The 25,001-nt window shown below is 34.0% G+C and carries 22 protein-coding genes; 2 read left to right on the forward strand and 20 right to left on the reverse strand.

All coding sequences use genetic code 11. From position 1 onward, the window contains the following. Window positions 1-32: 32 nt before the first annotated feature. From AB685_RS08085 to tagD, 9 genes are all read right to left on the reverse strand, one after another. A complete protein-coding gene (locus tag AB685_RS08085; protein WP_047970357.1) occupies window positions 33-857 on the reverse strand; it encodes an ABC transporter permease in 825 nt (274 codons plus the stop codon). Between the two features lie 114 nt (window positions 858-971). Beyond that, a complete protein-coding gene (gene galE / locus AB685_RS08090; RefSeq protein WP_047970083.1) occupies window positions 972-1,934 on the reverse strand; it encodes a UDP-glucose 4-epimerase GalE in 963 nt (320 codons plus the stop codon). Between the two features lie 12 nt (window positions 1,935-1,946). Continuing rightward, complete coding sequence (locus AB685_RS08095; protein ID WP_047970084.1) at window positions 1,947-3,446, reverse strand: DUF6270 domain-containing protein; 1,500 nt, start codon at window positions 3,444-3,446, stop codon at window positions 1,947-1,949. Beyond that, window positions 3,439-3,981, reverse strand: a complete 543-nt coding sequence (locus AB685_RS08100; RefSeq protein WP_047970085.1) for a hypothetical protein — start codon at window positions 3,979-3,981, stop codon at window positions 3,439-3,441. The genes AB685_RS08095 and AB685_RS08100 overlap by 8 nt, the downstream gene beginning before the upstream one ends. Before the next feature lie 91 nt (window positions 3,982-4,072). Beyond that, a complete protein-coding gene (locus AB685_RS08105) occupies window positions 4,073-7,666 on the reverse strand; it encodes a CDP-glycerol glycerophosphotransferase family protein (protein WP_047970086.1) in 3,594 nt (1,197 codons plus the stop codon). Window positions 7,667-7,704: 38 nt separating this feature from the next. Beyond that, window positions 7,705-8,595 (reverse strand): UTP--glucose-1-phosphate uridylyltransferase GalU, encoded by an 891-nt coding sequence (galU, locus tag AB685_RS08110; protein WP_047970087.1) that lies wholly within the window; start codon window positions 8,593-8,595, stop codon window positions 7,705-7,707. A 24-nt stretch (window positions 8,596-8,619) separates the two neighbouring features. After that, window positions 8,620-9,816 carry a CDP-glycerol glycerophosphotransferase family protein gene (locus tag AB685_RS08115; RefSeq protein WP_241773263.1) on the reverse strand — a complete coding sequence of 399 codons (1,197 nt, stop codon included), beginning with the start codon at window positions 9,814-9,816 and terminating at the stop codon, window positions 8,620-8,622. 35 nt (window positions 9,817-9,851) lie between these two features. After that, window positions 9,852-11,033, reverse strand: coding sequence for a CDP-glycerol glycerophosphotransferase family protein (locus AB685_RS08120; protein ID WP_082153556.1), 1,182 nt, complete (start codon window positions 11,031-11,033; stop codon window positions 9,852-9,854). Then, a complete protein-coding gene (tagD, locus tag AB685_RS08125; RefSeq protein ID WP_047970089.1) occupies window positions 11,014-11,412 on the reverse strand; it encodes a glycerol-3-phosphate cytidylyltransferase in 399 nt (132 codons plus the stop codon). Before tagD ends, AB685_RS08120 begins: the two co-directional genes overlap by 20 nt. 511 nt (window positions 11,413-11,923) lie before the next feature. Between tagD and AB685_RS08130 the strand changes: the two genes are divergently transcribed. Then, window positions 11,924-12,685, forward strand: coding sequence for a WecB/TagA/CpsF family glycosyltransferase (locus AB685_RS08130; RefSeq protein ID WP_047970090.1), 762 nt, complete (start codon window positions 11,924-11,926; stop codon window positions 12,683-12,685). Window positions 12,686-12,745: 60 nt separating this feature from the next. Here the strand turns inward: AB685_RS08130 and AB685_RS08135 are convergent, their stop codons facing one another. From AB685_RS08135 to AB685_RS08165, 7 genes are all read right to left on the reverse strand, one after another. Next, complete coding sequence (locus AB685_RS08135; protein ID WP_047970091.1) at window positions 12,746-13,750, reverse strand: NAD(P)H-dependent glycerol-3-phosphate dehydrogenase; 1,005 nt, start codon at window positions 13,748-13,750, stop codon at window positions 12,746-12,748. 31 nt (window positions 13,751-13,781) lie between these two features. After that, a complete protein-coding gene (wecB, locus tag AB685_RS08140; RefSeq protein WP_047970092.1) occupies window positions 13,782-14,921 on the reverse strand; it encodes a UDP-N-acetylglucosamine 2-epimerase (non-hydrolyzing) in 1,140 nt (379 codons plus the stop codon). Window positions 14,922-15,066: 145 nt separating this feature from the next. Beyond that, window positions 15,067-15,759, reverse strand: coding sequence for a DUF4956 domain-containing protein (locus AB685_RS08145; protein ID WP_053073756.1), 693 nt, complete (start codon window positions 15,757-15,759; stop codon window positions 15,067-15,069). Between the two features lie 26 nt (window positions 15,760-15,785). Continuing rightward, the gene (locus AB685_RS08150) at window positions 15,786-16,382 is read right to left on the reverse strand and encodes a leucine-rich repeat domain-containing protein (RefSeq protein ID WP_047970093.1); all 597 of its coding nucleotides are present in this window, start codon (window positions 16,380-16,382) and stop codon (window positions 15,786-15,788) included. Between the two features lie 19 nt (window positions 16,383-16,401). Beyond that, window positions 16,402-18,168 (reverse strand): CotH kinase family protein, encoded by a 1,767-nt coding sequence (locus AB685_RS08155; protein WP_047970094.1) that lies wholly within the window; start codon window positions 18,166-18,168, stop codon window positions 16,402-16,404. Window positions 18,169-18,180: 12 nt separating this feature from the next. Continuing rightward, on the reverse strand, window positions 18,181-18,939 hold the full coding sequence (locus AB685_RS08160; RefSeq protein WP_047970095.1) for a polyphosphate polymerase domain-containing protein: 759 nt from the start codon (window positions 18,937-18,939) through the stop codon (window positions 18,181-18,183). A gap of 210 nt (window positions 18,940-19,149) precedes the next feature. After that, window positions 19,150-20,430, reverse strand: a complete 1,281-nt coding sequence (locus AB685_RS08165) for a nucleotide sugar dehydrogenase (protein ID WP_047970096.1) — start codon at window positions 20,428-20,430, stop codon at window positions 19,150-19,152. Window positions 20,431-20,753: 323 nt separating this feature from the next. On the opposite strand from AB685_RS08165, the gene AB685_RS08170 reads away from it, so the two are divergent. Then, on the forward strand, window positions 20,754-21,680 hold the full coding sequence (locus tag AB685_RS08170; RefSeq protein WP_047970097.1) for a LytR family transcriptional regulator: 927 nt from the start codon (window positions 20,754-20,756) through the stop codon (window positions 21,678-21,680). Between the two features lie 59 nt (window positions 21,681-21,739). Here AB685_RS08170 and AB685_RS08175 read toward each other — a convergent pair whose 3' ends face one another. From AB685_RS08175 to AB685_RS08190, 4 genes are all read right to left on the reverse strand, one after another. Continuing rightward, entirely contained in the window at window positions 21,740-22,510 is a 771-nt protein-coding gene (locus AB685_RS08175) for a CpsB/CapC family capsule biosynthesis tyrosine phosphatase (protein ID WP_047970098.1), read from the reverse strand. Window positions 22,511-22,822: 312 nt separating this feature from the next. Continuing rightward, complete coding sequence (locus tag AB685_RS08180) at window positions 22,823-23,431, reverse strand: class D sortase (protein ID WP_047970099.1); 609 nt, start codon at window positions 23,429-23,431, stop codon at window positions 22,823-22,825. A 99-nt stretch (window positions 23,432-23,530) separates the two neighbouring features. After that, a complete protein-coding gene (locus AB685_RS08185) occupies window positions 23,531-23,848 on the reverse strand; it encodes a hypothetical protein (RefSeq protein ID WP_047970100.1) in 318 nt (105 codons plus the stop codon). A gap of 141 nt (window positions 23,849-23,989) precedes the next feature. Next, window positions 23,990-24,778: an N-acetylmuramoyl-L-alanine amidase gene (locus AB685_RS08190; RefSeq protein WP_047970101.1), complete on the reverse strand. Its 789-nt coding sequence runs from the start codon at window positions 24,776-24,778 to the stop codon at window positions 23,990-23,992. Window positions 24,779-25,001: the final 223 nt, after the last annotated feature.

Raw genomic sequence — 25,001 nt, forward strand, 5'->3', positions numbered from 1 at the left:
TTTTCTCCACTTTCTTTCCTTCAGAAACTTCCTTATAGGAAATCTACGAACCTATCTCGGAACTTAATATGCAAAGTTGAACCAATAATTAATAAAATCAAGGCTATTCCCCAAAAATATAAACTATATTGCCAATTCTCAATAGGATACCACGCTATTCCCAATAAGGAATAGCGGTACCCTTCTGCAAGATAATAAAATGGGTTCAACTTCATTAATATTGGGATAATTTCTGGTTTAAGGTTATAAGGTGGCCACAGAAAAGGCGTTAGGTATATTAATATTCGTACAAAAGATTGTATAACCATTTGTATATCTCTTACAATGGCAGTTAATGTCGATGTCAATAAAGTTAAAATAATAAGAAAAATAACTGTAGAAATTATGAAATATGGAAGTTGTAAGTAATAGATATTTACAGGATATCCGAAAAGATGCAATAAAATAAATATAATTATGAGCATTGCAAAGTGTTGATACAGCTTTGATAAAACTACATATGTAGGAATAACACTAATAGGAAAATTCATTTTTGATATTATTTTTATCCTAGTATATATAGATTTTGATCCTTCTAGTATAGAAGGACTAATAAAAAACCATACCACAAATCCTGAAAGCATCCAAGGTAGAAATGGAACATCCGCACCAGCTACTTCAATATTACCTCTATCTCTAAATATCCCAAACCCAAACACAAACCAATAAATAGAAATTAGTATCAAAGGATTAATAATTTCCCATAAAAAACCAAGGTAATTGTTATTATTAGAACTCTTCATTTCATATAAAGATAACCTTCTAGCTAGGTAAAAATTTAAAACCTGTTCTTTAACTATAGTAAATGCATGTTGCATATAGTCATGACCTTTCTGCCAAATATTATATATAAATATACTCTGCACAATCGTATTTTAACATTAATAGAAAAAAAAGTCTTTCCTACTCTTTTGGTTTACTGTTAGACATTATTATTTCGCATGCCATTTCCATGCACTTTTGATGATGTCTTCTAAGCTTATAGAAGCTTTCCATCCAAGATCTTCATAAATTTTATCACTTGATGCTACTAATTTTGCAGGATCACCTATTCGTCTATCTGCATAGTTAATGTCTGCTTTTCTTCCGGTTACATTTTCACAAGTTTTTATCACTTCACTTACTGAATAGCCTTTACCGTTACCAAGATTATATATAGCGCAGTCTTTCTTTTTTGTAAGAAGTGCGTTTAGTGCTGCTATATGAGCATGTGCAAGATCTGTAACATGTATATAATCTCGAATACAAGTTCCATCAGGAGTAGGATAATCTGTCCCAAAAACAGATATTTTTTCCCTTTTCCCTAAAAGGTGTTGAAGAATTATTGGAATCAGGTGTGTTTCAGGGTCATGTTTTTCTCCTATTTGAGCAGACTCGTGAGCACCTGCAGCATTAAAATACCGTAAAACCACAAATTGTAATCCATAAGCATTATTAAAGTCTTCTAATACCTTTTCAATGATTAATTTGGTTTGTCCATAAGGATTAATTGGATTGGTAGATTGCTTTTCATCAATAACATCTACTTCAGGTACACCATAAGTTGCAGCTGTTGAAGAAAATATAAATTTATTGACTTTGTGCTTCATCATTACCTTTAGTAAGGTAATAGTTTTAATAACGTTATTCTCATAATATTTTAGTGGGTTCTCGACTGACTCTCCGACTAAGCTGTTTGCAGCAAAATGCATCACCGCTTTTATTGAATACCTTGCAAAAATCTCATTTAAAAGATTTTCATCTCCCAGGTCGCCTTTAATAAAAGTAGCTCTAGACTCAACCAGCGACTTATAGCCTGTAGATAAATTATCTAAAATTAATACTTCTTCTACTTTGATTAACTCTTTAACAAGGTGGCTACCAATGTAGCCAGCCCCTCCAATTACTAAAATCATTAAATATCCACCTTAATTTCTTATATATTTTTTTAAACTTATTTCATTAAGTTGTTTAAGGAAATCCCTATAATAAACGCTTTCTAAGTGATCTGGAGTTTTGCCTTCCGGATGATTTTCAATAGAATAATAATCATTATTAGTTAAATTTATCGTGTTTACATTTGGTAATAATTTCACGAAATAATCTTCCATATATTCAAAAAGGTAATTACTTCTTTTAATATGCCTAATTATATCTTTAAACGGTTCTAATTTCCCATCCTTGTTAATATATTTTTCAGTTTTTCTGACTTTCTGTAAGATTATTCTTTCTTCAGGAATAATTCGAACTATCTTTTCAGCAAATTTCTCAATTGCTTCGCACCATAAATCTAAATAATCTTCAATATTTTCATGTGTTAAAACTTTTACATCGTTCTTAATTTCATACAAGTAGTTAGTGTTTCTTCTAAGCATATAATTTATTGTTACTATATGTTCATTATCGAAAAAAAGTAAATCTTTGGAACCATCAACATAAAAATCGAGTATAAGAAAATCCGGATTTTCTAATTCAAGCTTTTTAAAGAAATCCTTTTCATAATCGCTTTTAATATATTCTATTTCTCTTTTGTTAAACCCCACAAATTTACTTTCAGGAAAATCTACTGGGTTACTCATAATACTAACAACAGAAGAATGAAACTGAGTAAAACTTAACTTATATTTATTTTTATAATTAGGGTTGTAAAACTCATTTGAACTAAATGCAAGTCTACTAAAGCAAGACCCACTCACTGCAATATTTATAATGTTTTTTTCATTTTTTAAGGTTTTTCCTTTAATGTTTACAGTTAACTGATGTGAAGAGTCTTTAGTAACTGTGGCTTGAAAATTATTATTCAACATCAAATGTTGAGGGGGTATATGTTCATTTATAATTAATGGCAGGAAGTATTTCCCTTTCCCTTTTTTCTCTATTAATTCCAATTCTATTATAAATTTGGTTCCGTCCTCCAAGAAAAGTATAGACATAGAATCAATTAAATTAATACTTATAATTAATTCGTGATCATCATCATAGTAGAAAGGTATTTCCAGGTAACCTACTGACAAGTCTCCATGCTTAAATTTTGAATCTTTCCTCATAACAACTTTATGCAAGTCCAACTGCTCTGAAAGTTTACCGACTAATCTAATATCCTCACCATCTATATCTATATTAAGAACTTTTAAAAATGGTTTATTTTTATTTAAATAAGTGGACAGAGACAAAGCTTTTCTATAATTTTGATAAAATTTAAAATCCAAAGTTTTATTATAAGTATAGTTTGCTTTTGTGAAATTACTACTTTCGAAAACTAAAGGGAATTGCGTACTTTCTTTTTGATTTTGATATTTTACATCAACAAAAAAATCCCAAGTGTTTTTCAGATGACTTCCATGTGCAAAAAATGATTTATAGTTAATTTCAAAATGAAAAATATTATCGACACATACTGCTTCAGATAATATAGAATCACTAATCACTATGATAGAGTATATCGTTTTGAATTCTTTTTTTAGTAATTATTGACAATTTGTCAGCTTTCAATATTAATAATGAATCTAATTCAAACTTTCCAACTATAACATCGTTAATAACTTTTAATTCTAAATTCTCCACTTGTTTTGGTCTTCCTTTTGTTGAAAATGCAAGTGTCTTTATTTTTGTTTGGTACATATTAATGATAAAATCAATATTAGTATACTCTTTAGAGTATCCGTTATGAACTATATCAAAAGTCAATTTTTCAACCATATTCCCTATAGAAAAAAAACAGTCCCAAATCATGTGTCTTTTAGAATTTTCAACTATCTGTGCAAAATTCGCCAAAAATTCGAACTCATACTCATCCCACTGAACTTCTAAATAAATTCTTTCCGGAATTATGTAATCATCTATAGGTATTCTTTCTTGTAAGAAGAAAGTAGGAAGGCTTGATTCATTGCTTGATTCAAAGATGCCACATATCTTTATTTTTTCATCCGTTACTTGATTTATAGCATATATTTTAGCATTCATATAATTGGTCTCCGTTCAGAAATCCGTAAATTCTTGTTAATAGTACAATAATAAGGACAGGTATATATAATTACCTGTCCTATTTATTCAATTACAAACGCTGGTAGAAACTTCCGATAGCAATCTTATTATAATTTTCGAAGTCAAACTCTTCGTTATATATTTTATCGTTAGCCAAATCTTTCATCCCATTTTCAAGTCCATCTATACTATTTTCTACTAGAAGGCCATACTTACCATCTTCTAGTACCGTACGATTCGCAACTATATCTGTTGCAATTATTTTCATACCAAGTGTCATAGCTTCTAAAAGAACCATAGGTTGTCCTTCATAGTGTGATGATAAGATGAAACAGTTGCACTTTTTCATAAAGGTAAATGGATTTTCTAATTGACCTAGTAGAAACACTGATTTATTTAGACCAAGGTCATTAATTAGGGATTCCAAGTCTTCCAATAATGGACCTTGACCTAGAATATATAGTTTACTCTTAGGATTATCCATATGAAAATTGTAAAATGCTTTAATCAAATTATCCTGTCCTTTTTCTGGCGACAATCTACCCATATTTACAAAATTCAATTCATCTTCTTGGGGTTCAATAATTAGATTCCCGTTAACTGTTAATCCCTTGTTTTCTTTAATTTTTAGGGCTTGGTTATCCAACCAACCTAAAGACACCCCATCTTTTAATATGTGGGAGTAAGTCCCTTTAAAGGTGGTTGCTTCTTTATCAATTTCAACAATTGAATCATTTAGTTTTTCCATATTAATTTTTATATTCTTTGCATTTCTTAACCCATAAGGCTTATCCCAAATATAGTCTTCTTCTTTTGCTGCTACAACTGCTGTTTGAGATATTTTTCTTTGTTGAAGAATAACTGGTTGTTTCTCGATAATTTTAAAAGCTCTTTGATCTAGCCAACCGATTTTTTGGTCTTCAAACTCAAATAAGTGGTATGTTCCCTTACATGTTTTATGAGTTGTAACAATTTTTACTATGTTACCTGAAAGTTCATTTGGAGGTTCAACTTTTTCCACACCATAATTGGGATACGCTTTTGTCCAAATCGAATGATTATTGATCTCTAAAATCACAGCATACATGGACCTATTTGTTTCTCTTAACGTTCTATTTGAAATATTGTCTATGAAATTCTTATTATTGTCATAGTTTATTTTAAGAACTTTAATCTGATACTTCTTAATCTTGACCATTTCTCTAGGTTTCATATCTTCAGTTACAGTGGCATTTTTAATAATTTTTAAAGCTCTATTATCAATCCAACCTATTACGTTACTATTTAGAGAAATCTCACTATAATTGCCATGCTGAGTAGTGGCCACTTTTTTTATTCTAAAAACTATCCCTTTAAAATCTAAACTAGTAGAAACTTTATAGCACCCTTCAATTTTATAAGGTTTTGACCAAATATGGTTGCCGTTAGGTCTAATAATTTCTCCAAGTTGATCTACTTCAACTTCTTCCACTATGCTATCGGGTAACAACTTTAGTGCATATTCATTAATCCAACCTATCACTTGATTTTCAAAAGAAACTTTGTAAAAAAGCTCGTCATTAATAATTGTCTTTCTAGTAATTAGCAATTCTTTATTTATTAACGTTTTTTCTAGAAGGCATTGTTTAGCATTAAGTCTATCAGGGAGTGTATTCCATAATTTATATCCTTTTCTATTCATTATAATAGCCCGAGACTTAAAGTTTTCTACTTTAAAATTATGATTCTCCTGAATTTCATCATTAGTTGATAAATTTAGTATCTTATCTGGATTTATAGAATTCATTATATAATCGAATTTATTAAAATCTGCATATTTTAATAAATTGCTTCTATTTAATTCCATTGTTCCTTTAGAAACACTAACTAGACTATCAAATCTATGATAAACAGTAAATAATCCTCTTAAATTGATTCTATGTGGCCTTTTCCCTTTTATCTTTCTTTCACTATCAGAAAGAAGATCATTGTGCATGTAACATATTTTTTTCTTGGCATCTGCTCCTAATAAATACTTTGCCCAAAAGAGACTATAGCCACTAAAATCTATTACATGATCAAATCTAGCATTCCCAAATAATCTTTTATGTTCTCTTTTATATGCCTTCTCTGGATAAATAACTTTACCTAATAAACCTCTTTCTCCTCTGTTATGGATAAATCTATCTCTATAAACTTCAGAAAATTTATAAACAGGTAAACCGGGTTTAAAAAGAAATCTTGCGCGCTTATCCACCTTTTTAATATTCTTCAGTACCTCTTTAGCCTTGGGTGTTGCCATAAAGATAGTTACATCGTAATTATTATAATCAATATTGTTCATTAAATTAATGAATGAGCTTGTAATTCCATTATCTCTCATTCCACCAGGGTAAAATAACAAATTCTCTTTTCTTTTTAGTAATTTATTATTTTTAACTACTTTGGGATCTTTACTTTCAAAAATAGCCTTAATTACTCTCTTAGTAACGTTTCCATCTTCATGTGATGTAAATGTTGCTTTCATACTTTTATAATTTGCATTTTCAAAATGTGTTTTTCCCGAGAGTTTTTTTATAGTTTGTTCTAATTCTTTTACATTATAAAGCAACGGCCCTGGTAGTTCAGAGTCAGAGAAGTACTGACCTCTTTCTTCGCTATATTCATCTGAATCCCATGTATAAAAGAGAATGGGTTTATTTGTAACTAAAAAATCGAAGAAGATACTTGAATAATCTGTAATTAATATATCAACTGTAGATAAAAGCTCATTGGTATCAATATTATCCGGAATTAAAGTTCCTTTTAAACCTTTGTGTAAAACTGCTTCTTTATATAAGAATGGATGCACTTTAACTAAGAGATTATATTCTTTTCCAACACTCTTCTTAAGATAGTTAATGTCTGATACTATTTGCATTAAATTGTTTTTTACGTTTGTAACATTAGTGCCTTTCCATGTCGGAGCATATAATATATTCTGCTTTTTTCTATCAATGCTAATATCTAACCCTATTAAATAGTTAATATATTCGTCTGGATTAGTATTGATAGTCAAATCAATCCTAGGGTAACCCGTTTCTAAAATTTCTCCTTGGAAAATACCATTTAATTTATAACTTTTAAAAAACACTTGTGTTGTATGCGCATTTGGGCTAATTATATAATCCGCACTTAAGAAATTCCTAACTACATTTTGAGATAAAGAAGGGTTACCCGGTATATCAAAGCCCATAGTTTTTAATGGTGTTCCGTGCCAGGTGTTAATATACTTTTGTCCATCCTTTGAGATATAAAATGACTGAAATGTGGAATTGTTAATTAGATATTCTGCGGAAGCCAAATGTTTTAAATACTCATTGGAATTTCTTTTTACAAATTTTATATTTTTAATACCTTTATATTTTTCTATAACAGTTTTCATTTCTTGAAAGTTTGCAATAGACCATATATGGGTGAAATGGTTATATTCTGGATTTTCAAGTAGGTACTTGAAGATCGCATAAGGGCTATCAGTAATACTATTTCCATCTCTGCTTTCGTACAAGATAGTACCCTTATTTATACTTAATTTATCATAATATTTAGCGTATTTATTTACCCTTCTATGATTAGGCTTATTCAGATAATTAGTTATCGGCTGAATAATGAAGTCTAGTTTTCTTTTGAATATCTTCTTATTCACAAAAATTTACACTCCTATTTGAACTTATTCTTCGTTTATTATCGGCTAATTAAACTTAATTCACTTTTCAACAATTCTTCCATTATGTTAAGCACTTCTTCTTTTATTTCGTCATGTTGCAGCGCAAATTCCAAAGTAGTTCTTACAAACCCAGCCTTTTCCCCTACATCGTACCTCTTACCTTGAAAATCAAATGCGTACACTTTTTGTAATTCATTTAACTTCTGTATGGCATCTGTTAACTGAATTTCATTTCCTGCACCTTCTTCTTGATTTTGCAAAATCGAGAAAATCTCAGGATTTAAAATGTATCTTCCCATTATAGCTAAATTAGATGGCGCTGTGCCTTGAGCTGGTTTTTCTACAAAATTATTGACTTCATATAATCGGTCAAATTTCGTCATAGGATCAATAATTCCATATCTATGTGTCTCTGAATCTTTTACTTGTTGGACACCTATTATAGAGGACCCTGTTTTTTCATACTGATTAATTAATTGTTTCATACATGGGGTGTCGCTTTGAACTATATCGTCCCCAAGTAAAACTGCAAAAGGTTCATTACCAATAAAGTTCCTCGCACTCCAAACTGCATGACCCAGACCTTTAGGCTCCTTCTGTCTTATATAATAAATATTAGCTAAATTTGAAGGATGCTTAACTTTATCTAAAATATCGAATTTGTTTTTTTCTATTAAGTTATTTTCCAGTTCTGGATTATTATCAAAATGATCTTCGATTGCTCGTTTTCCTTTTCCTGTAACAATAATAATATCTTCTATCCCTGATGCTACTGCTTCTTCTACAATAAATTGAATGGTTGGTTTGTCAACGATAGGTAACATCTCTTTAGGCATAGCTTTAGTTGCGGGTAAAAATCTTGTTCCTAAACCAGCAGCTGGAATTATAGCCTTTTTTACTCTCTTCATCATTTTCCTCCTGCAAAATCATTTTCAAATTTGATTTTCTATTAATATTTTTTTTAAAACTTTTTTAGTGGAACTTCCATTTTCTAAATAACTATATTTAGACTTGAAATTTAATTGACTCTCGGATATTGTGTATTCCGTTCTGGTAATTAACTGTAAAAGTTCTAGCAATTCATTTGATGTTTTTACTAACGGCCCTGGTGAATTTACTTCTAAATCAAAATAAAAACCCCTAGTTTTCTTCCGATATTTTTCAATATCATAGGTAAAGAATATTATTGGCCGATCTAGGATTAAGTAATCAAAAAACACAGATGAATAATCAGTAATTAGTATATCTGAAACTAGATACAAATCCCTTATGTCACTATAATCAGAATAATCATATATAAAATCCTTATAACCACTAAGGTCAAATGATTCTTTAACTAGGTAATGCATCCTCAATAGAATTATATAATCATTTTTAAGTTCTTTTTCAAATTTATTCAAGTCGAATTTTAACTCAAACTTGTATTCACCTTTCCGATGATACTCATCATCTCTCCAAGTAGGTGCATATAGAATGATTTTTTTCCCTATTGGGATGCCTAATTTCTCTTTCAAAAGATTTATTCTTTCAAAATTGTTGTTGCTTATCAGGTAGTCGTTTCGAGGATATCCTGTTTCTATAATATTTTTATTAAACTTAAAAGCTCTTTTGAAAATATCAGTAGAATATGCATTAGGAGATATTAGATAATCCCACTTTCCAGTCTCTTTAACAAAATTCTCTTTATAGTCATCTGTGGTTGTACCTGGCATTACAACTTCATCTATGTCCACTCCCAATTTCTTCAGAGGTGTACCATGCCATGTTTGTATATAAATTGTATCTTTATGTTTTTTCATCCATAAAGGCATTCTGCTATTAGAAATCCAATACCTTGCTCTAGGCAATAAAAATAACCATTTAATTGAAAAACGGTTAACAGTAAGGACACTATTATTGATATCAGTTATTTCAGCCTTTTTATCTATACTCCAATACATCTTATGAGGAGAATTCTTTTCACATAAATATTCATATATAGCTCTCGGATTACAACTAAACTGTTTACCCGAAAAGCTCTCAAATATAATTAGATCTTTTTTAACAGGAAATAAGCCTATTATTGAAAATAGTATTTTGTATATCTTTAATGTAATGGAACTTCTTTTCACATATCTAATTATCCCCAAACCCTTTTTCCTCCTTTCTACAGATAAAACATTTTTCATAAAGTTTTTATTAAATACCTTACAAAGTTAGATGATGACTGTCCTATTGAGTAATGATTCCACTTATAGGAGAAATCTGTGATTTCTCTTTCATCAAATTGATTACTTTTAATAAGTTTGAGTATCTCAGAAGTATTATAAGCTATTGGACCTGGTAATTCCGTATCAAAGTCTAACAATAAACCTCTGTTATCTTTGTAGTAGTTTAAATCATAAGGATAAAAAATTATGGGTTTTTCAAGTAACGCGAATTCAAAAGGGATTGATGAATAATCGGTAATCAGATAATCACTAATGATTAAGATTTCATTCGTTCTATAGTCATTAGAAAGGTCAATTAAAAAGTCAGGGTATTTCTCTATATAGGATTTCACTTTATTTACTGCTGGGTGTAATTTAACGATTAGAGCATAATCCTCTTTCAATTCTTTATATAGAAGGTCCAAATCAAGTTTCAGTTTGTAACTTTTCAATTCCTCATCCCTGTATGTAGGTGAGTATAAGATAACCTTTTTTTTTCCTAGAAATTTGTATTGTTGAAAAAACTTAAATTTAATTTTATTAACTTCTTCTCTATTAAAAAAAACATCCGTTCTTGGTATACCTGTTTCAAGAAAGTTTTCTTGCGGAGTGTTAAATGCAGCTGTAAAAACCTGTTTCATTCTATTAGATCCAACAACTACTTTATCAAATTGCTTATACACATTCTCGAATCTTTTTCTGGCAATATCAGTTCTTTTTGCCACCGACTTATCTAACAAGCCAAAGGTCTTAATCGCACCAACAGAATGCCATATTTGGATGCATTCTACATTTTTTTTAAATCTAATTGCCGAAAGGAAAGCAAAGTAATTGTCAATAACAATGGTTTTAGAAGTTGACAATAAAAAAATACTCTTTAGAAAAAAACTAGATTTTATAGAATTATAAGGAATAATATCAAATTCGGGTAAACATTTTTTTAATTGCCACAATATTCTACTGTGACATATAATGGTAACGAGTGCACTATGTTTACTATTTTTAATTTCTTTGCATATTTGCAATACATTTTCTTCAAAAGTGACAACAAAAACTATGCGTTTTTTTAGTGGTATTATCTTAAATATATTAAAAAAGAATTTGAAGAAAAAAAGATATATATTAATAGCTATTTCTCTAAGCATTGGTAACAGCAAAAAGATCCTCTTTAATTTTCGTTGTTGAGATACCCTCTGTTCTTGGTAAATAAATTACTTGACAATAATCTTTTAAGAAATCAAAGTGACCCTCCCAATCATCCCCCATAACAAAAATATCGACATCATTATTTATAACATCTTGAATTTTCTGATCCCAGGTTTCTTCTGGAATTACTTTGTCTACATATCGAATAGATTCTAAAATCATTTTTCTATTCTCATAACTATGATAAGATTTTTTATTTTTCAATTTGTTGAATGAATCTGTGGATATTGCCACAGTTAAATGGTCACCTAATTCTTTCGATCTCTTTAATAAATTTATGTGGCCCCAATGTAATAAGTCAAACGTTCCGTATGTTAATATTTTTCTCATCTCTTTCCCCTCTTATATGTATTTTTTACCATTTATTTCTATTAAATATAAAGAGCACCTCTTAAATGATAAAAGAATTTTAGTCCATTGATATTCTTTCAATCATTACCTTAGGTGCCTCTACTTTATAAGCATAGTAGAATCAAAAGTATATTTGACATTATACTACAAAACATACTATTTTTCATACTTTTTTTCATATTATTTACAGTGGGATTATTTGGAACATTAAGATAACCTTAAACTTAAAGACTCTTTCATTATTAGATTATTATTTTAAGTTTCTTGTAATTTTTATTAGATTATCTTAAATGACGTTCTACTTTAGTTAAGATACTTATTAAGTATTGAGGTATAAACTCAAAGAATAATTTAAGCTAACAATTATTAAAAATATTACACACTTCTATTTTTTTAAAAAAAATGTCGAATAAATTCACAACTTATGTCACAATGGAATTAATGACCTTATTAATTAAATTCTAACAAATTAAATTGGAGTAACATAAAAATGTTTAAACATGTAAAAATTTTAGGTTTTACATTTATTAATTGCACAATGAAAGAATTATTAAGTGCTATAAATACTCAAATAAAAACTAATTCAAAGACATTTATAGTAACCGCTAATCCAGAAATAATAACGTTTGCTAATAAATACGAATGGTATAAAGAAATACTATTAAAAGCAAATTACATTATTCCTGATGGAGTAGGTATAGTTATCGCATCAAAACTACTAAAAACACCATTGAAGGAAAGAGTACCGGGATTTGATTTGATGAAGGAACTACTTAGATTATCACAAAACCAAAAACTAAAAATTTATTTACTTGGAACAAAACCTAATATAATTGATTTATGTGCCGATAATATAAAAAAAACTTACCCGAACATCCAAATAGTTGGATATCACCATGGTTATTTTCAATCGGATGAATTAATTATCGAAGAAATTAAAAAAAGAGAACCTGATTTAGTATTTGTCGGTTTAGGGTATCCTAAGCAAGAGAAATGGATTCACGAAAATATGCGTCATTTTAAAAAAGGTATCTTTATAGGGGTTGGAGGCAGTTTTAACATATTAGCTGGAGTAACAAAAAGGGCCCCTTTACTTTGGAGAAAGTATAATCTAGAATGGTTATACAGAATATTAAGTGAACCAACAAGATTAAAAAGATCTTTAGCAATTCCTATTTATCTATTTAAAGTTTTTTCAACCATTTTTCAGGAAAAAATTAGTAATTTAAGAACTATATTCTCCAAGAATTAATTATAATTAATTGAAAATTTAACCCCATCTTTTAATGATGGGGTTTTTCTTATCATAATTCTAGCTTATCTCGGTAGATTTACTTCTTTTCATTAATCTTTCAACAACTGTTTTGGGATCTACCTTTTGAAATATTATTTGATATAATGCATTTGTTATCGGCATTTCGATTTCTAATTTCTTCGCTAATTGATAAACGGCTTTTGTGGTTCTTATACCTTCAACTGCCATCCCCATTTCTTCTAGAATTGCATCTAATTTGTCGCCTTTGCCTATCCTATTTCCTGCTCTCCAGTTCCTGCTATGGATACTTGTACATGTTACAATTAAGTCCCCCATACCGGTTAGACCTAGGAATGTTATCGGGTTTGCTCCTAGTGCTTTACCTAAACGAGCTATTTCGGCTAAACCTCTGGTAATTAACGCTGCTTTTGCGTTATCACCGAAACCTAACCCATCAGAAATTCCTGCAGCCAATGCTATTATGTTCTTTAGAGATCCCCCTATCTCCACTCCTATCATATCGTTATTAGTATAAACTCTAAATTGATTATTGATAAACAAATCCTGTACTTTTTCTGCAACCTCTAATTTTTCAGAAGCTACAGTTACGGTAGTTGGTTGCCGAACACTTACCTCTTCTGCATGACTAGGTCCTGAGAGTACAACCACATCTTTTATAAGGTTTGACGGTATTACAGATTTTATTACTTCTGATACCCTTAGGTGTGTCTCCGGTTCAATACCTTTACATACATGCACAATCGTCACAGGCACAGAAAGAAATTCTTTCATTTCACTTAAAACATCTCTCATAGCTTTAGTAGGTATTGCTAGGATGATAACTTCTATATCTTCAATAGTATTTTTCATACTTGACATTGCTGTTATTGTTTTAGGCAAGTTTACTCCTGGTAGATACTTAGAGTTGGTATGGTAAGTATTTATTTCTCTTACTACTTTTTCCTTATATGTCCACAATCTCACTTCGTTATTATTATCTGCCAGGACTAACGCTAAAGCAGTACCCCAGCTTCCTGCTCCTAATAGCGCTAATTTTTCCATGAAATTCCCCCTATTAATCTTGAAGACAGCTTTAATATAATGTGAATTCAGAGGGTTTATTTTCTCTTAATCCATAATGGTATTTAATAACATCTACTATTCGTTCTGAAGCCTTACCGTCTCCATATGGGTTGACAGCTGTACTAATATCATTATACAACTCTCCATTAACTAATAATTGCTTAACTTCTTCATATATTTTATTCTCATTAGTTCCCACTAACCTTAGTGTTCCAGCATTCAAACCTTCTGGACGTTCTGTTGTGTCTCTTAGGACAATAACAGGTACCCCCAAAGAAGGTGCCTCTTCTTGTACTCCTCCGGAATCTGTTAATATGACATATGATTTAGCCATTAAATTATGGAAATCAAAGGCATCTATGGGATCAATTAAATATACCCTAGGGCAATTTTTCAATGCTTCTTCTGCTAACTTTCTTATTTCAGGATTTAAGTGCACAGGGTATATGACATATATATCTTGAAAATCTTCTACTAATCTTTTAATTGCATTAAATACATTCTTTATCGGTTGACCTATGTTTTCTCGACGGTGAACTGTCAGCAGAATCAATCGACCTTCAGCAGCTAATAAATTATGAGTATATGCATTTTTAACTGTTATCTTTAAAGAATCAATAACAGTATTCCCAGTCACAAAAATATTATTTTGATTTATATTCTCATTAAGCAAGTTTTGGCGTGCTTCAATTGTTGGAGCAAAGTGCAAATCAGCCAACACACTTGTCATCCCTCTATTCATTTCTTCTGGAAAAGGAGAATATTTATTATAGGTCCTTAAACCCGCTTCAATATGACCTATTGTAATATGATTGTAAAAAGCCGCTAAACTTGCAGCGAAAGATGTTGTAGTGTCGCCATGAACTAACACAATATTAGGTTTGTTATTTTTAAAAACTTCATCCAGTTCACCTAATACATTTTTAGTAACTTCTACTAATGTTTGACGTTCTTTCATTATATTAAGATCATAATCAGCTTTTATGCCAAACAACTCCAAAACTTGGTCTAACATTTCTCTATGCTGCCCAGTAACCGTTACTATAGGTTCGAATACATCACTATTCCGTTCAATCTCCTTTATCACGGGAGCCATTTTAATTGCTTCAGGGCGTGTACCAAACACTGTCATTACCTTAATTTTTTTCATATTGTACACCTCTATGCTTGCAGTTCGTATCTATTACTAATAACAATTTTTAACCTCATTAGTATAGTGTATTTGCTAATTATTATACTACTTTCTCAATAAACGTTATAACCTATTTAAATATGTTTTTTAGGTATTTCGAAATCTACTTTCCCTCATACTTCACATAATTCATACTAACCTTCAAATTGGCATTACGCTCTCTAATCTCATCAATAATGACCTTATCGCTTACATCCGTTTTATTATTAATGAGGTATTCCATTTGTATCATCGTCCCAAGGTTCGTGGTTTCAACCTTTTGCAGGCTGTAGGTTTCTAGATACTTTTCAAAAATGTCATCAAACAGATTCTCATAGTGCAGGTTTTCCGGCACGGTGATTTTCAGGCTTTTGGTTGCTTCTCCTCTGCGTCCGTAGTTGAATAGGAACAGGATGTAGATCAGAATGGATAGTGACACGGTAAATAGGATGGCAAGTAGGTAGAATCCTAGTCCGCATGCAATTCCTGCTGCCATTCCGAAAAAGATAAAGGCGATGTCTTTCGGATCGGCCATGGCGCTTCTGAATCGGATGATGGAGAATGCCCCTACAAGACCGAATGCGACTGCGACATTGTTCCCGATGACAATCATGATGATGGAGACGACGACACCCATAATGATGATGGTATGGACAAAAGATTGGGAGTAGTTGTTTCCTTTGTGTGTTCTTTTGTAGACCTGTGTAATGATGATGGTAAGGATGAAGGTCAAAAATATGGCGATAAATGCTTGGACGATCGTAAGTTTTGTCGTTAAATTGGCGAGCTTGGAAAACTCTTCGATTAGTTGGTTCATGCTTGTCACCTTTCTTTTTCTTCCGGTTAGAAGTCTTTGTCTTCAATGGAAGGGTAGTAGTGGTCGATTGGGCTGTAATCCTTTATCGGATTGCCTTCTAAGTAAAGGCGTGTTGTTAAGTATTCGTGATCATGTAATGCTTCAATGTTCGTAATTCGGTTGTATCGAAGGTTGATATCCTCCAAGTACACCGTTTTTGAAAGAGGGGAAATATCTTCAATCAGGTTGTTTCGGATATTGAGTATCCTAAGATCTTCGAGATTCGCCAGAGTTGAGATATCGGCTATTTGGTTGCCCCTCAGATTAAGGTCTACTAGTTTGGACAATCCCTCAATAGGGGTGAGGTCAGTGATCTGGTTATCACGCAGATCCAGTGTTTTTAAGTCGGAGAGGAAATGTAATCCTTCCAGACTCTCGATCCCCGCGTCGCGGATAACTAGTTCTTCTATTGTTTGTAATTGGTCTTGGGTGATGAGGCCATCCTCCTGAATGACTTCACGGACCGCCTCTTCCACTCTTTTATCTGCAAAATATATCCCTTTTGGTGAGACTTGGAATACAAAACCCCAAAGAAACAGCACAGGAAGTGTTAAAAGAATAATGAGCATGAGCTTTTTCTGCATATAAGAGCTCCCCTCCTTATTATGGTTTAATCAAAATAAATTCTTGTTTTTCTTTTAGTTCTACAGGCTCTTCACTTGTAACTTTATTGGAGAATGGATTTACATAGGATGCTATTGTATTCACTCGATCAGCTCCGCCCAGCTGAGCCAGCTGTAAATCCCATTGTTCACCTGTTGGCGTATCCTCAACGTACCAGTTTTCCTTTCCAATCCAGCCCGTATCATTTCGATAAAAGAGTGTCAGCTTGCCCTTCAAGCTACCACCATTCGTTTCAATTATCCAGCTGCGGTCAATGTCAGGCGAGATGTTGGATGGTTTTACTGTAAAGGTTACGCTTTGGACATTCTCGATACTTTCCACATCCACCTTTCCGATTACCCATCCCTCTTGGTCTCGAAAATAGAGCACATCTCCAGCCTTGGAGTTGGTAACATCTAGAGTCGCAGTATTGCTTTCAGTCCCTATCCCTTCTAGGTATTGCGTTAGATATTGATAACGCAGTTCTATGAAGTCGAGTATATTCTCTTTATAAAGTTCCTCGTGTTCTTTTTCGCCTATGGTGTTCTGTTGATGTAAGAGAAATTTCTTTTCCGCCATATATTCGCCGTTTAAGGCCAAGGTATCAGATAGTTCGGCTATCTTGTTTTTGAAATAAGTGTGTGTAAAGGTTTCAGTCATCAAGTATTGCATCCGCTCATTTAATTGAGAACGCAACTCTGGTGTATCGAGAAACTTTTGTAACAGTTGGTTATCAAATCTTGATTGGATAGGAGATTCATAGGCAAAGAAATGGTTCCCTGTTCCTGCCCCTTGACGATAATGAGAACCAAACGAAAGATCCTTATCCCATGGAATCAGTTTCCATTTCGCATTTTCCGTTTGTGTATCAAGGTACATCCAATAGTCATCGGAGAAAGCGTCAACATCAGCTACTAAAAAATGAATAACTAGCCAGTCGATGAAGGTCTGCATATCCACACGCTCTGTAATCTCACTAGCAAAATCCGGCCCAGGATCGGTCTGGTACACCCAATCCAAGAACTCTGAAAAAGCTCCCCAGTCCGGATTATTCCGGTAATTGGTGGTCTGTTCCAGAAAATCCACTTTATTTTCCACAGTTTGAATATCAAAGCTGAATATGGAGGTGGACTCAACGTTTTCCAGTTGCTGATTATGTCTGAATTCATCCCTTACCAATGTCCCTCTTGGATTTAACCCGATTTGTGACAGCATAGATTCGTCTATCCGTTCAATATGAAGATATAACCCTTCAAAAACACCATTCACGTAAATATTGAAATATTTTGTCCGAGGTGCCGGAAGCCCCAATTCTTGAAACATATCAAACGAGATTTTCTCCCTCATCATGGACGGGTCTGTGTACATGGCATTCAGGTTCATGTGTGTCCCACCGAAAATAAAGCCTTTGGGGGAATCGAAACGGATGCTCCATGATTTTTTCGGAAGGCCTCTAGAAGAGTTCCCTCTGAATCTAAGCTCTGCAGTATGTCCCACTGATGCTCCGTCTACAGCAACCGCGACGTTTATCCGTTGATCATCTGAAGCCTCTCTGCTATATAAGTAGTCCAATTCCTGTTCATCTACGCTTACATACAGATTCCCAATTTCCTCGTTGGATTCAGGAGTATGTTCAGGCACCTCAACCTCTTCCTGTTCTTTTTCATTTGGAGCGATGGAATCCGGAGAGGCTGCAAGGAAAAACGCCAACCCGAAAACGGCCAGAAAACTAAAAATCATTAGTGTGAGTGTCAACCATTTATTCATGTGTTTTTCCCCTTATCCTGTATAGACCGTGGGATTCGCTAAAGCAGTATCCCTTTTTCTTTCTTCGGCCATCAAATCGATGCTTGTGCAAAATTTGGAAACGCTTTGTTTTTTACATTGAAAGTCACTTAGAAGTCTTGTCAGCCACAAAGGAACACTATGGGTTACCTTTACTTCCATAATGACTAGATTAGAATCCACGAAATTCGTTCCGAGTGGACCATTTTCAATCCGCAAATCATGAGAACGGCACATTAGATTATAATCAAACGTGACCCGTAAGTCTTCATCGTAAATGCCATGAAACGCTTGGCGATCATAGCTTACCACCACTTCCGGTTGCAATTGATATAGCGAGCGAAAGGAATGAACTTCTTTCATTGTTTGGGGATTGGAAATGTTTAAATCTTGTGGAAGAGAAAAATCGCTTTGATTTAAATAGCGGTATGCGTCTTGCAAGGAAATTTTTGTCCTTCTTTTATTTACCACATTCTTATACTTTTGCTTCACTTCGAAAAAAGCGGGATCTTCCATTGTCACTTCATTGTACACTCGTAATCTCAATTTCTGACGGAAATATAATTTATTCCGAGTTTCATAGTAGATTTTGTAGTCCGGCGAATCAAAGTACAAACTGATAATATTGTATTTTCCCTCCGTCCCAAATTTGTCATACCTCATATAAGGTGTCATTTCTTCAACAAGCATTAAGTACATGTCGAAGGGGATTAAATATTTCAATTCGTATCGGCTGAAAATTTCTTGTGCCATATCGGATGTCTGCCCTCCTTTTCAGAAAAACACAGTGTTTATCCTGTATTTTCCCAGTCCTTCTTAATTTTACATGTAAAGATAATGTTAATACAGTGTAATTCTTTTGTAAACTTCCCTATGTAAAGGGATGATTCATGGAGAGAAAAATGGATGAATCTGAAATAAAAAAAAGCCTGGATACCAAGGCATCCAAGCTCTTCCCTCTTTCTATAATCTCCACAAAGTTACATTTTCCGGACATTCTTCCTTGACCAATTTGCTCTTAATATCCACTACCACGCCAGAACTGTCTTTTAATAGACCTGCAAACTGACTCCAGCCTTTTTCTACATAGACTTGGTGTGGAACTGCAAAAACTACTGCATCAGCCGGTTGCAGGTTCTCATAGTCCACTAACTCAATCCCGTACTCTCTAAATGCATCCTCTTGTTCTGCATGTGCATCGGTAACTTGGACTTCTACCCCGAATTCCTTTAGCTCATCAATTACATCAATAACCCTTGAGTTCCTTAAATCCGGAACATTTTCTTTAAAGGTTAAGCCGAGAATGGTTACTTTCGATCCTTGTACCTTCATATCCTTTTTTATCATTTCTTTAATTAATGAAGTGGCGATATGTTTGCCCATATTTTCATTAATTCGGCGTCCTGCCAGTATCACTTCCGGATTGTATCCAACACTTTCGGCTTTTGAAGTTAAATAATATGGATCAACACCGATACAATGACCTCCAACTAACCCCGGAGAAAACGGAAGGAAATTCCATTTCGTTCCTGCAGCCTTCAGTACTTCTTCTGTATCAATATTCAATCGATCAAAAATCAGAGCTAACTCATTCATTAAGGCGATATTCAAATCTCTTTGTGTATTCTCAATCACTTTTGCTGCTTCTGCGACTTTAATGGTACTGGCTCTATAGACGCCAGCCTCTACAACAGAATTGTAAACGGAGGCTACTATTTCCAGAATCTCATCATTTTGACCGGATACCACCTTAGTAATGGTTCTGAATGTACGTTCTTTATCACCAGGATTAATTCTTTCAGGTGAATAACCAATGAAGAAATCTCTTCCACCTTTTAGTCCTGACTTCTCTTCTAATATAGGCAAACAAACTTCTTCTGTTGCCCCAGGATAAACAGTGGATTCGTACACCACAATAGTCCCTTCAGACAGGTTTCTCCCTACCGTTTCAGAAGCCTTTATTAATGGTGTAAGATCAGGAACATTATGTTTATAAATTGGCGTCGGAACAGCCACAATGATAAAATCCGCTTTTGAGAGGTCAGATTCATTCATGGTAAATTCAATGTCTGCTTGCTTCAGGTCTTCTGATGTTACCTCATTCGTGTAATCTATTCCTTGCTTTAATGTATTGATTCTATGTTCATTAATATCAAAACCGATAATATGATGGTTTTTACCAAACTCAACCGCTACTGGTAAACCAACATACCCTAGTCCTACGAGTGCTATTTTTCTATTCATAATCTGTTAATCCTCCTTGGCAAAATACCTAAGATAGTGGAGATGCTTTTTATCCAATTAATGTTTTTTGATAGTGATTTAAAATATATAGAATTACTTTTGGAAATACAAGTTTCACCTAAGGAAACATTATAATTTGATATACTCAAAAAATCCACTTTAACTCCATTTTGTAAAGTTAAAGTAACACTCCTCCATAAAGTGCACAGAAATATCTACAGTAACTTACAATAAAAAGGAGTATTTTCCTATTAATGTATTGTTTTAGATTAAGTTTGACCATATAATCTAATATAGATAACTAAAAGAAGGAAGAGTGCTGAATGTTTAAGAAATTATGGTTCAAAATTTTAATAAGTGTCCTTGGAATTGTTACAATCGGCGTCGGAATTTTTGTTTTTAGTGTGTACAAATCATTGGAAGATGCGGCAGGTTCGATGCATTCCCCATTAGATAGACCTAATTCGGAGAAAAGGGTTACAGAAGTGGATTTCAATAAGAAAGATCCATTATCCTTCCTGATATTAGGAGTGGACGAACGCCCTGGAGACCGTGGACGATCCGATTCTATGATTGTGTTAACCGTAAATCCTAATCAGAAATCCATGCAAATGGTAAGTATTCCACGTGATACAAGAACGGAAATTGTCGGAAAAGGGTTTGATGATAAAATTAACCATGCCTATGCATTTGGGGGACCTGAAATGTCGATTGCAACAGTCGAGAATTTCTTGGATATTCCTATCGACTATTTCGTACAGGTCAATATGGAAAGCTTCAAAGATATTGTAGATGCTGTTGGTGGAGTAACAATTAAGAATAAGTTGGAATTTAGCCAAAGCGGGCATCATTTCCCACAGGGAGAGATTCAGTTAAACGGAGATGAAGCATTAAGCTTTTCACGCATGCGTTCAGCAGATAGCGACTTCGGCCGTCAGCAAAGACAGCGAGATGTTATCCAAGCAATCATTAATAAAGGTGCCTCGGTTTCTAGTGTTACAAAATTTGATGATATCCTTGATATACTTGGAAATAACATCCGAACCAACTTGACCTTTGATGAAATGGTCAATATCCAGTCAAATTATAAAGACGCTCGCCATAACCTTACCCAACACCAGGTAAATGGATCAGGTACTAGAATAGATAATATTTATTACCTTTTAGTTGGAGAAGAAGATCGATTGAATCTTTCCAACTTGCTAAAAGATCACTTAGAACTCGATTCGGAAGTTGCGACCAACAATTAAAAGAAAGAGGGGCTTGCAGTACGTGCAAGCCCCTCTTTCTTTTTATACTTAAATCCCTTTTATCCAAGCAGTCCGAACAGCTTCTTCTTCTTGATTCTTTCCGGAATCTCTTTCATGATCATAGAACCTTCCACCAGCAACTCCGCATTTTCCATAAATAAATACTTTGCATCGTTACCACATTCTTTCTCAATCACCTTATAAGCGTCCGCCAATTGAAAGTTTCTGCTCTTCAAGTTATGTGCATCAGATGCGACAAGATGCGTAAGATTGGCGTCTATCAGATCCAATGAAAACTTTTTGATTTTTTTTCCGAACTTCCCTACTACACTGGCTGCTGTAATCTGGGTACAGGCACCTTTTTTCACTAGCTGATACAGTTTTTCAGGATTTTCTATCAATTCTGCATTTCGTTCAGGATGTACGATAATTGGGGTAAGTCCTTTCAACTGAACATCATAGATGATTTTTTCCGTATAAAGAGGTACTTGACTGGAAGGAAGTTCAATAAATACATATCGATCCGTATCGTTTATCGTCAACAGTTCATTATTCTCATACTGCTCCAACAACTCACCTGAGATACGGCATTCCTGGCCTGGCAGGATGGATATATCAATCCCTTCCTTCGATAGACGATCATTGAGTTCCTTGACCTTTTCCAATATCTCTACCTTTGAATTCATATACTGCCCATTATTATGATGAGGAGTGGCCACTATCTTCGTTATTCCCTCTTTTGCAGCCGCTCTGGCCATTTCCAAGCTCTCAGTCATATGTCTCGCTCCATCATCGGAAGCTGGGAGAATGTGACAATGAACATCAATCATTTGAACCCCTCCAAAAAACAGTACTTTTGTACTATCTCTCTATCTTTTATAGTCTACCATTATATTATCATAGTAGAAGTCTAATTAGAATGGGTGTATTTTGTCGAATTAAGGGAAATCAGTAATTCCAGCACTATTCAAGCCAAAAACACTTCACTAAAAGATATATCAATATATTAAAAATCTACAGATAATTCCAAACAGAGCCTTATTTTCGACATTAAAATACTTTTTAGAAAAAGCTACTTTGTATCTATAAACTTTTTCTCCTTCCTGCCGAGAGAAAGAAAAAAACACCTCGAAAGGTGTTTTCTATCTAGAATCAACGGGTTTAGCATATAAAATATACCTCTCTGGTGCAGCACCGGTAAGTGTGAAAGGATAGCACGTTGTTAAAAGCAGATCCTCTTTCTCTTTTTGCAAGGTGATGACGGACCTATCATCCTCATCCACTATTTTTGAATCATAGATTTCATACGTGTAATCTCCATAAGGCATGCTGACAAAGAACCTATCCCCAATCTCTAGCTCCCCTAGTCGCAGGAATACCGTATCCCTGTGTCCGGAAAACACAATCTGGCCGAGTTCTCCCGGAAAGGATGCCCCTCTATAGTGACCTACCCCTTTTTCAAGCTCTGCAGGATCTGTTCCTTCCACTATCGGAAGCTCGGCATCAAGCTTCGGAATTTCCAGGAGGCCGATGACTTCTCCTATCTCTGGTGCAAAGTCATTTGGTTTAGTAGGACGTTCCTTTTTTTCAGGATTCGCTTTCGCCCCCACCTTTTCCTTCGTCATTCCAACAGCATCCCTTAGAGCCGCCTCTGTTTTCCGATCCATACTTATTTTTTCAAAAAGGCCATAGCCTATAAATGAAACACCAACGACAATAAATAGGATGGCCACAATCATTCCCTTTTTCACTGTATCCCGTCACCTCTTAAAGCTTTTTTGGACGTCTTTTCTATTAATATCAATTCTACCTGATACCGGAAAAACATCAACTACCAACGGTTCGACAAATTACAATAGTCTGTCAAACACACCATTCATATTTTTCATCAGTATAGGTAAAAATGCCGCCAAAAAATGTAGGCCTATCAAGGCAAAATGGTAGAACTTCTTTTCTGCCATTCGAAACACCAGCGGGATCATGACCAAAAGAATCCCAGCCACGCTCAATAAGGAGTAGATCATCGTCCCCTGAGATTCCCCGTATGTAACTAATAAATAGAAAAACCCCACTATACTGATATTGTAAAGTAATAAAAGCAACGAGAGTGCAAAGCAGACAGAATTGATGAAGATCTTAATTTTCGGCCACCATTCAATAGATTTCATTTTCTTAGAATCCCCCTAAAACCCTTTTCATTTATCTCTTTTTTAATATTTCGATAAATAAGTACATTTTCCCTGTTTTTTTCTTAATTTTGGTTAGAAAAATGTCGAAACTGAAAAAAGACCCTCATGGAGGGCCTTTTTTCATACACTGATAAAGGTCGAATAGCCTTGGGATCTCAACGATGCCGCTAGACGATCGGCATTTTCCCTTTGCGAAAAAGCTCCCGCCTGCACTTTGTACAGGTTTTCATCCCTGAATACAAATGTATTAAAGCCTTTTCTGTTTAATTCTGCAGCTAGACTGTCTGCGTTCTCCTTCGCGCGGAAAGCCCCTACCTGTACTTTGTATATTCTAGTAGTCGGTGGTGGAGTTGGTTTCAGCTTTAAGTTGAAGTATTCCACCAACCCTCCTGCAATGGCGAGCGCGCAGGTTCTGCGGTAGCTATCCGTTTTCAATAGCTGCGCTTCCTGATAATAGGTCATAAATCCACATTCACACAAAATCGATGCCATATTCGTTTCGCGTAGAACATGGAAATTCTCGGATTTGATTCCTCTATCTCTTCTTCCTGTTGCTTGAATAAGTCTGCGGTGTACCATACTGGCGAGGCGATCGGAATTGGGGGAGTGGACAACCGGGGTGTATGTTTCAATCCCTTGGACCGTGTTCCAACCTCCATTTCCAAAGGCGTTGGCGTGGATGGAGACAAATGCTCGCGCTTCCCAAATGTTTGCCCTGTCCGTACGTTCCTGCAAAGGGATATCCCTGTCATCGGAGTGGGTGAGTAATACTTCTACATCCTGATAACGAAGCAATTCCTGTCTTGTGTACTGTGCCACCACTCGATTGAATTCGTACTCCCGCATCCCATCCGGTGTACGTTTTCCAGGGGTACTATATCCATGCCCTGCGTCCAACACTATCTTCATTAATTCCACCTCTTTCTACAAATTTAGACCATTTGTACTATCATTATATGTCGCAATTGTAAAACTTTTACAAAAAAAGGCATCTTACCTATCCACCTCTCTGTAACCTTTTATATAATTTAGCGTCTAACAATACAAAGAGGGGTATGGTTCATATATAGTAAAAGAAATGCTAGGAACCACTCGTTCGACTTGCCCATATTACAAATACGGAGGTGTAGAG

It is taken from the genome of Bacillus sp. LL01 (assembly GCF_001037965.1).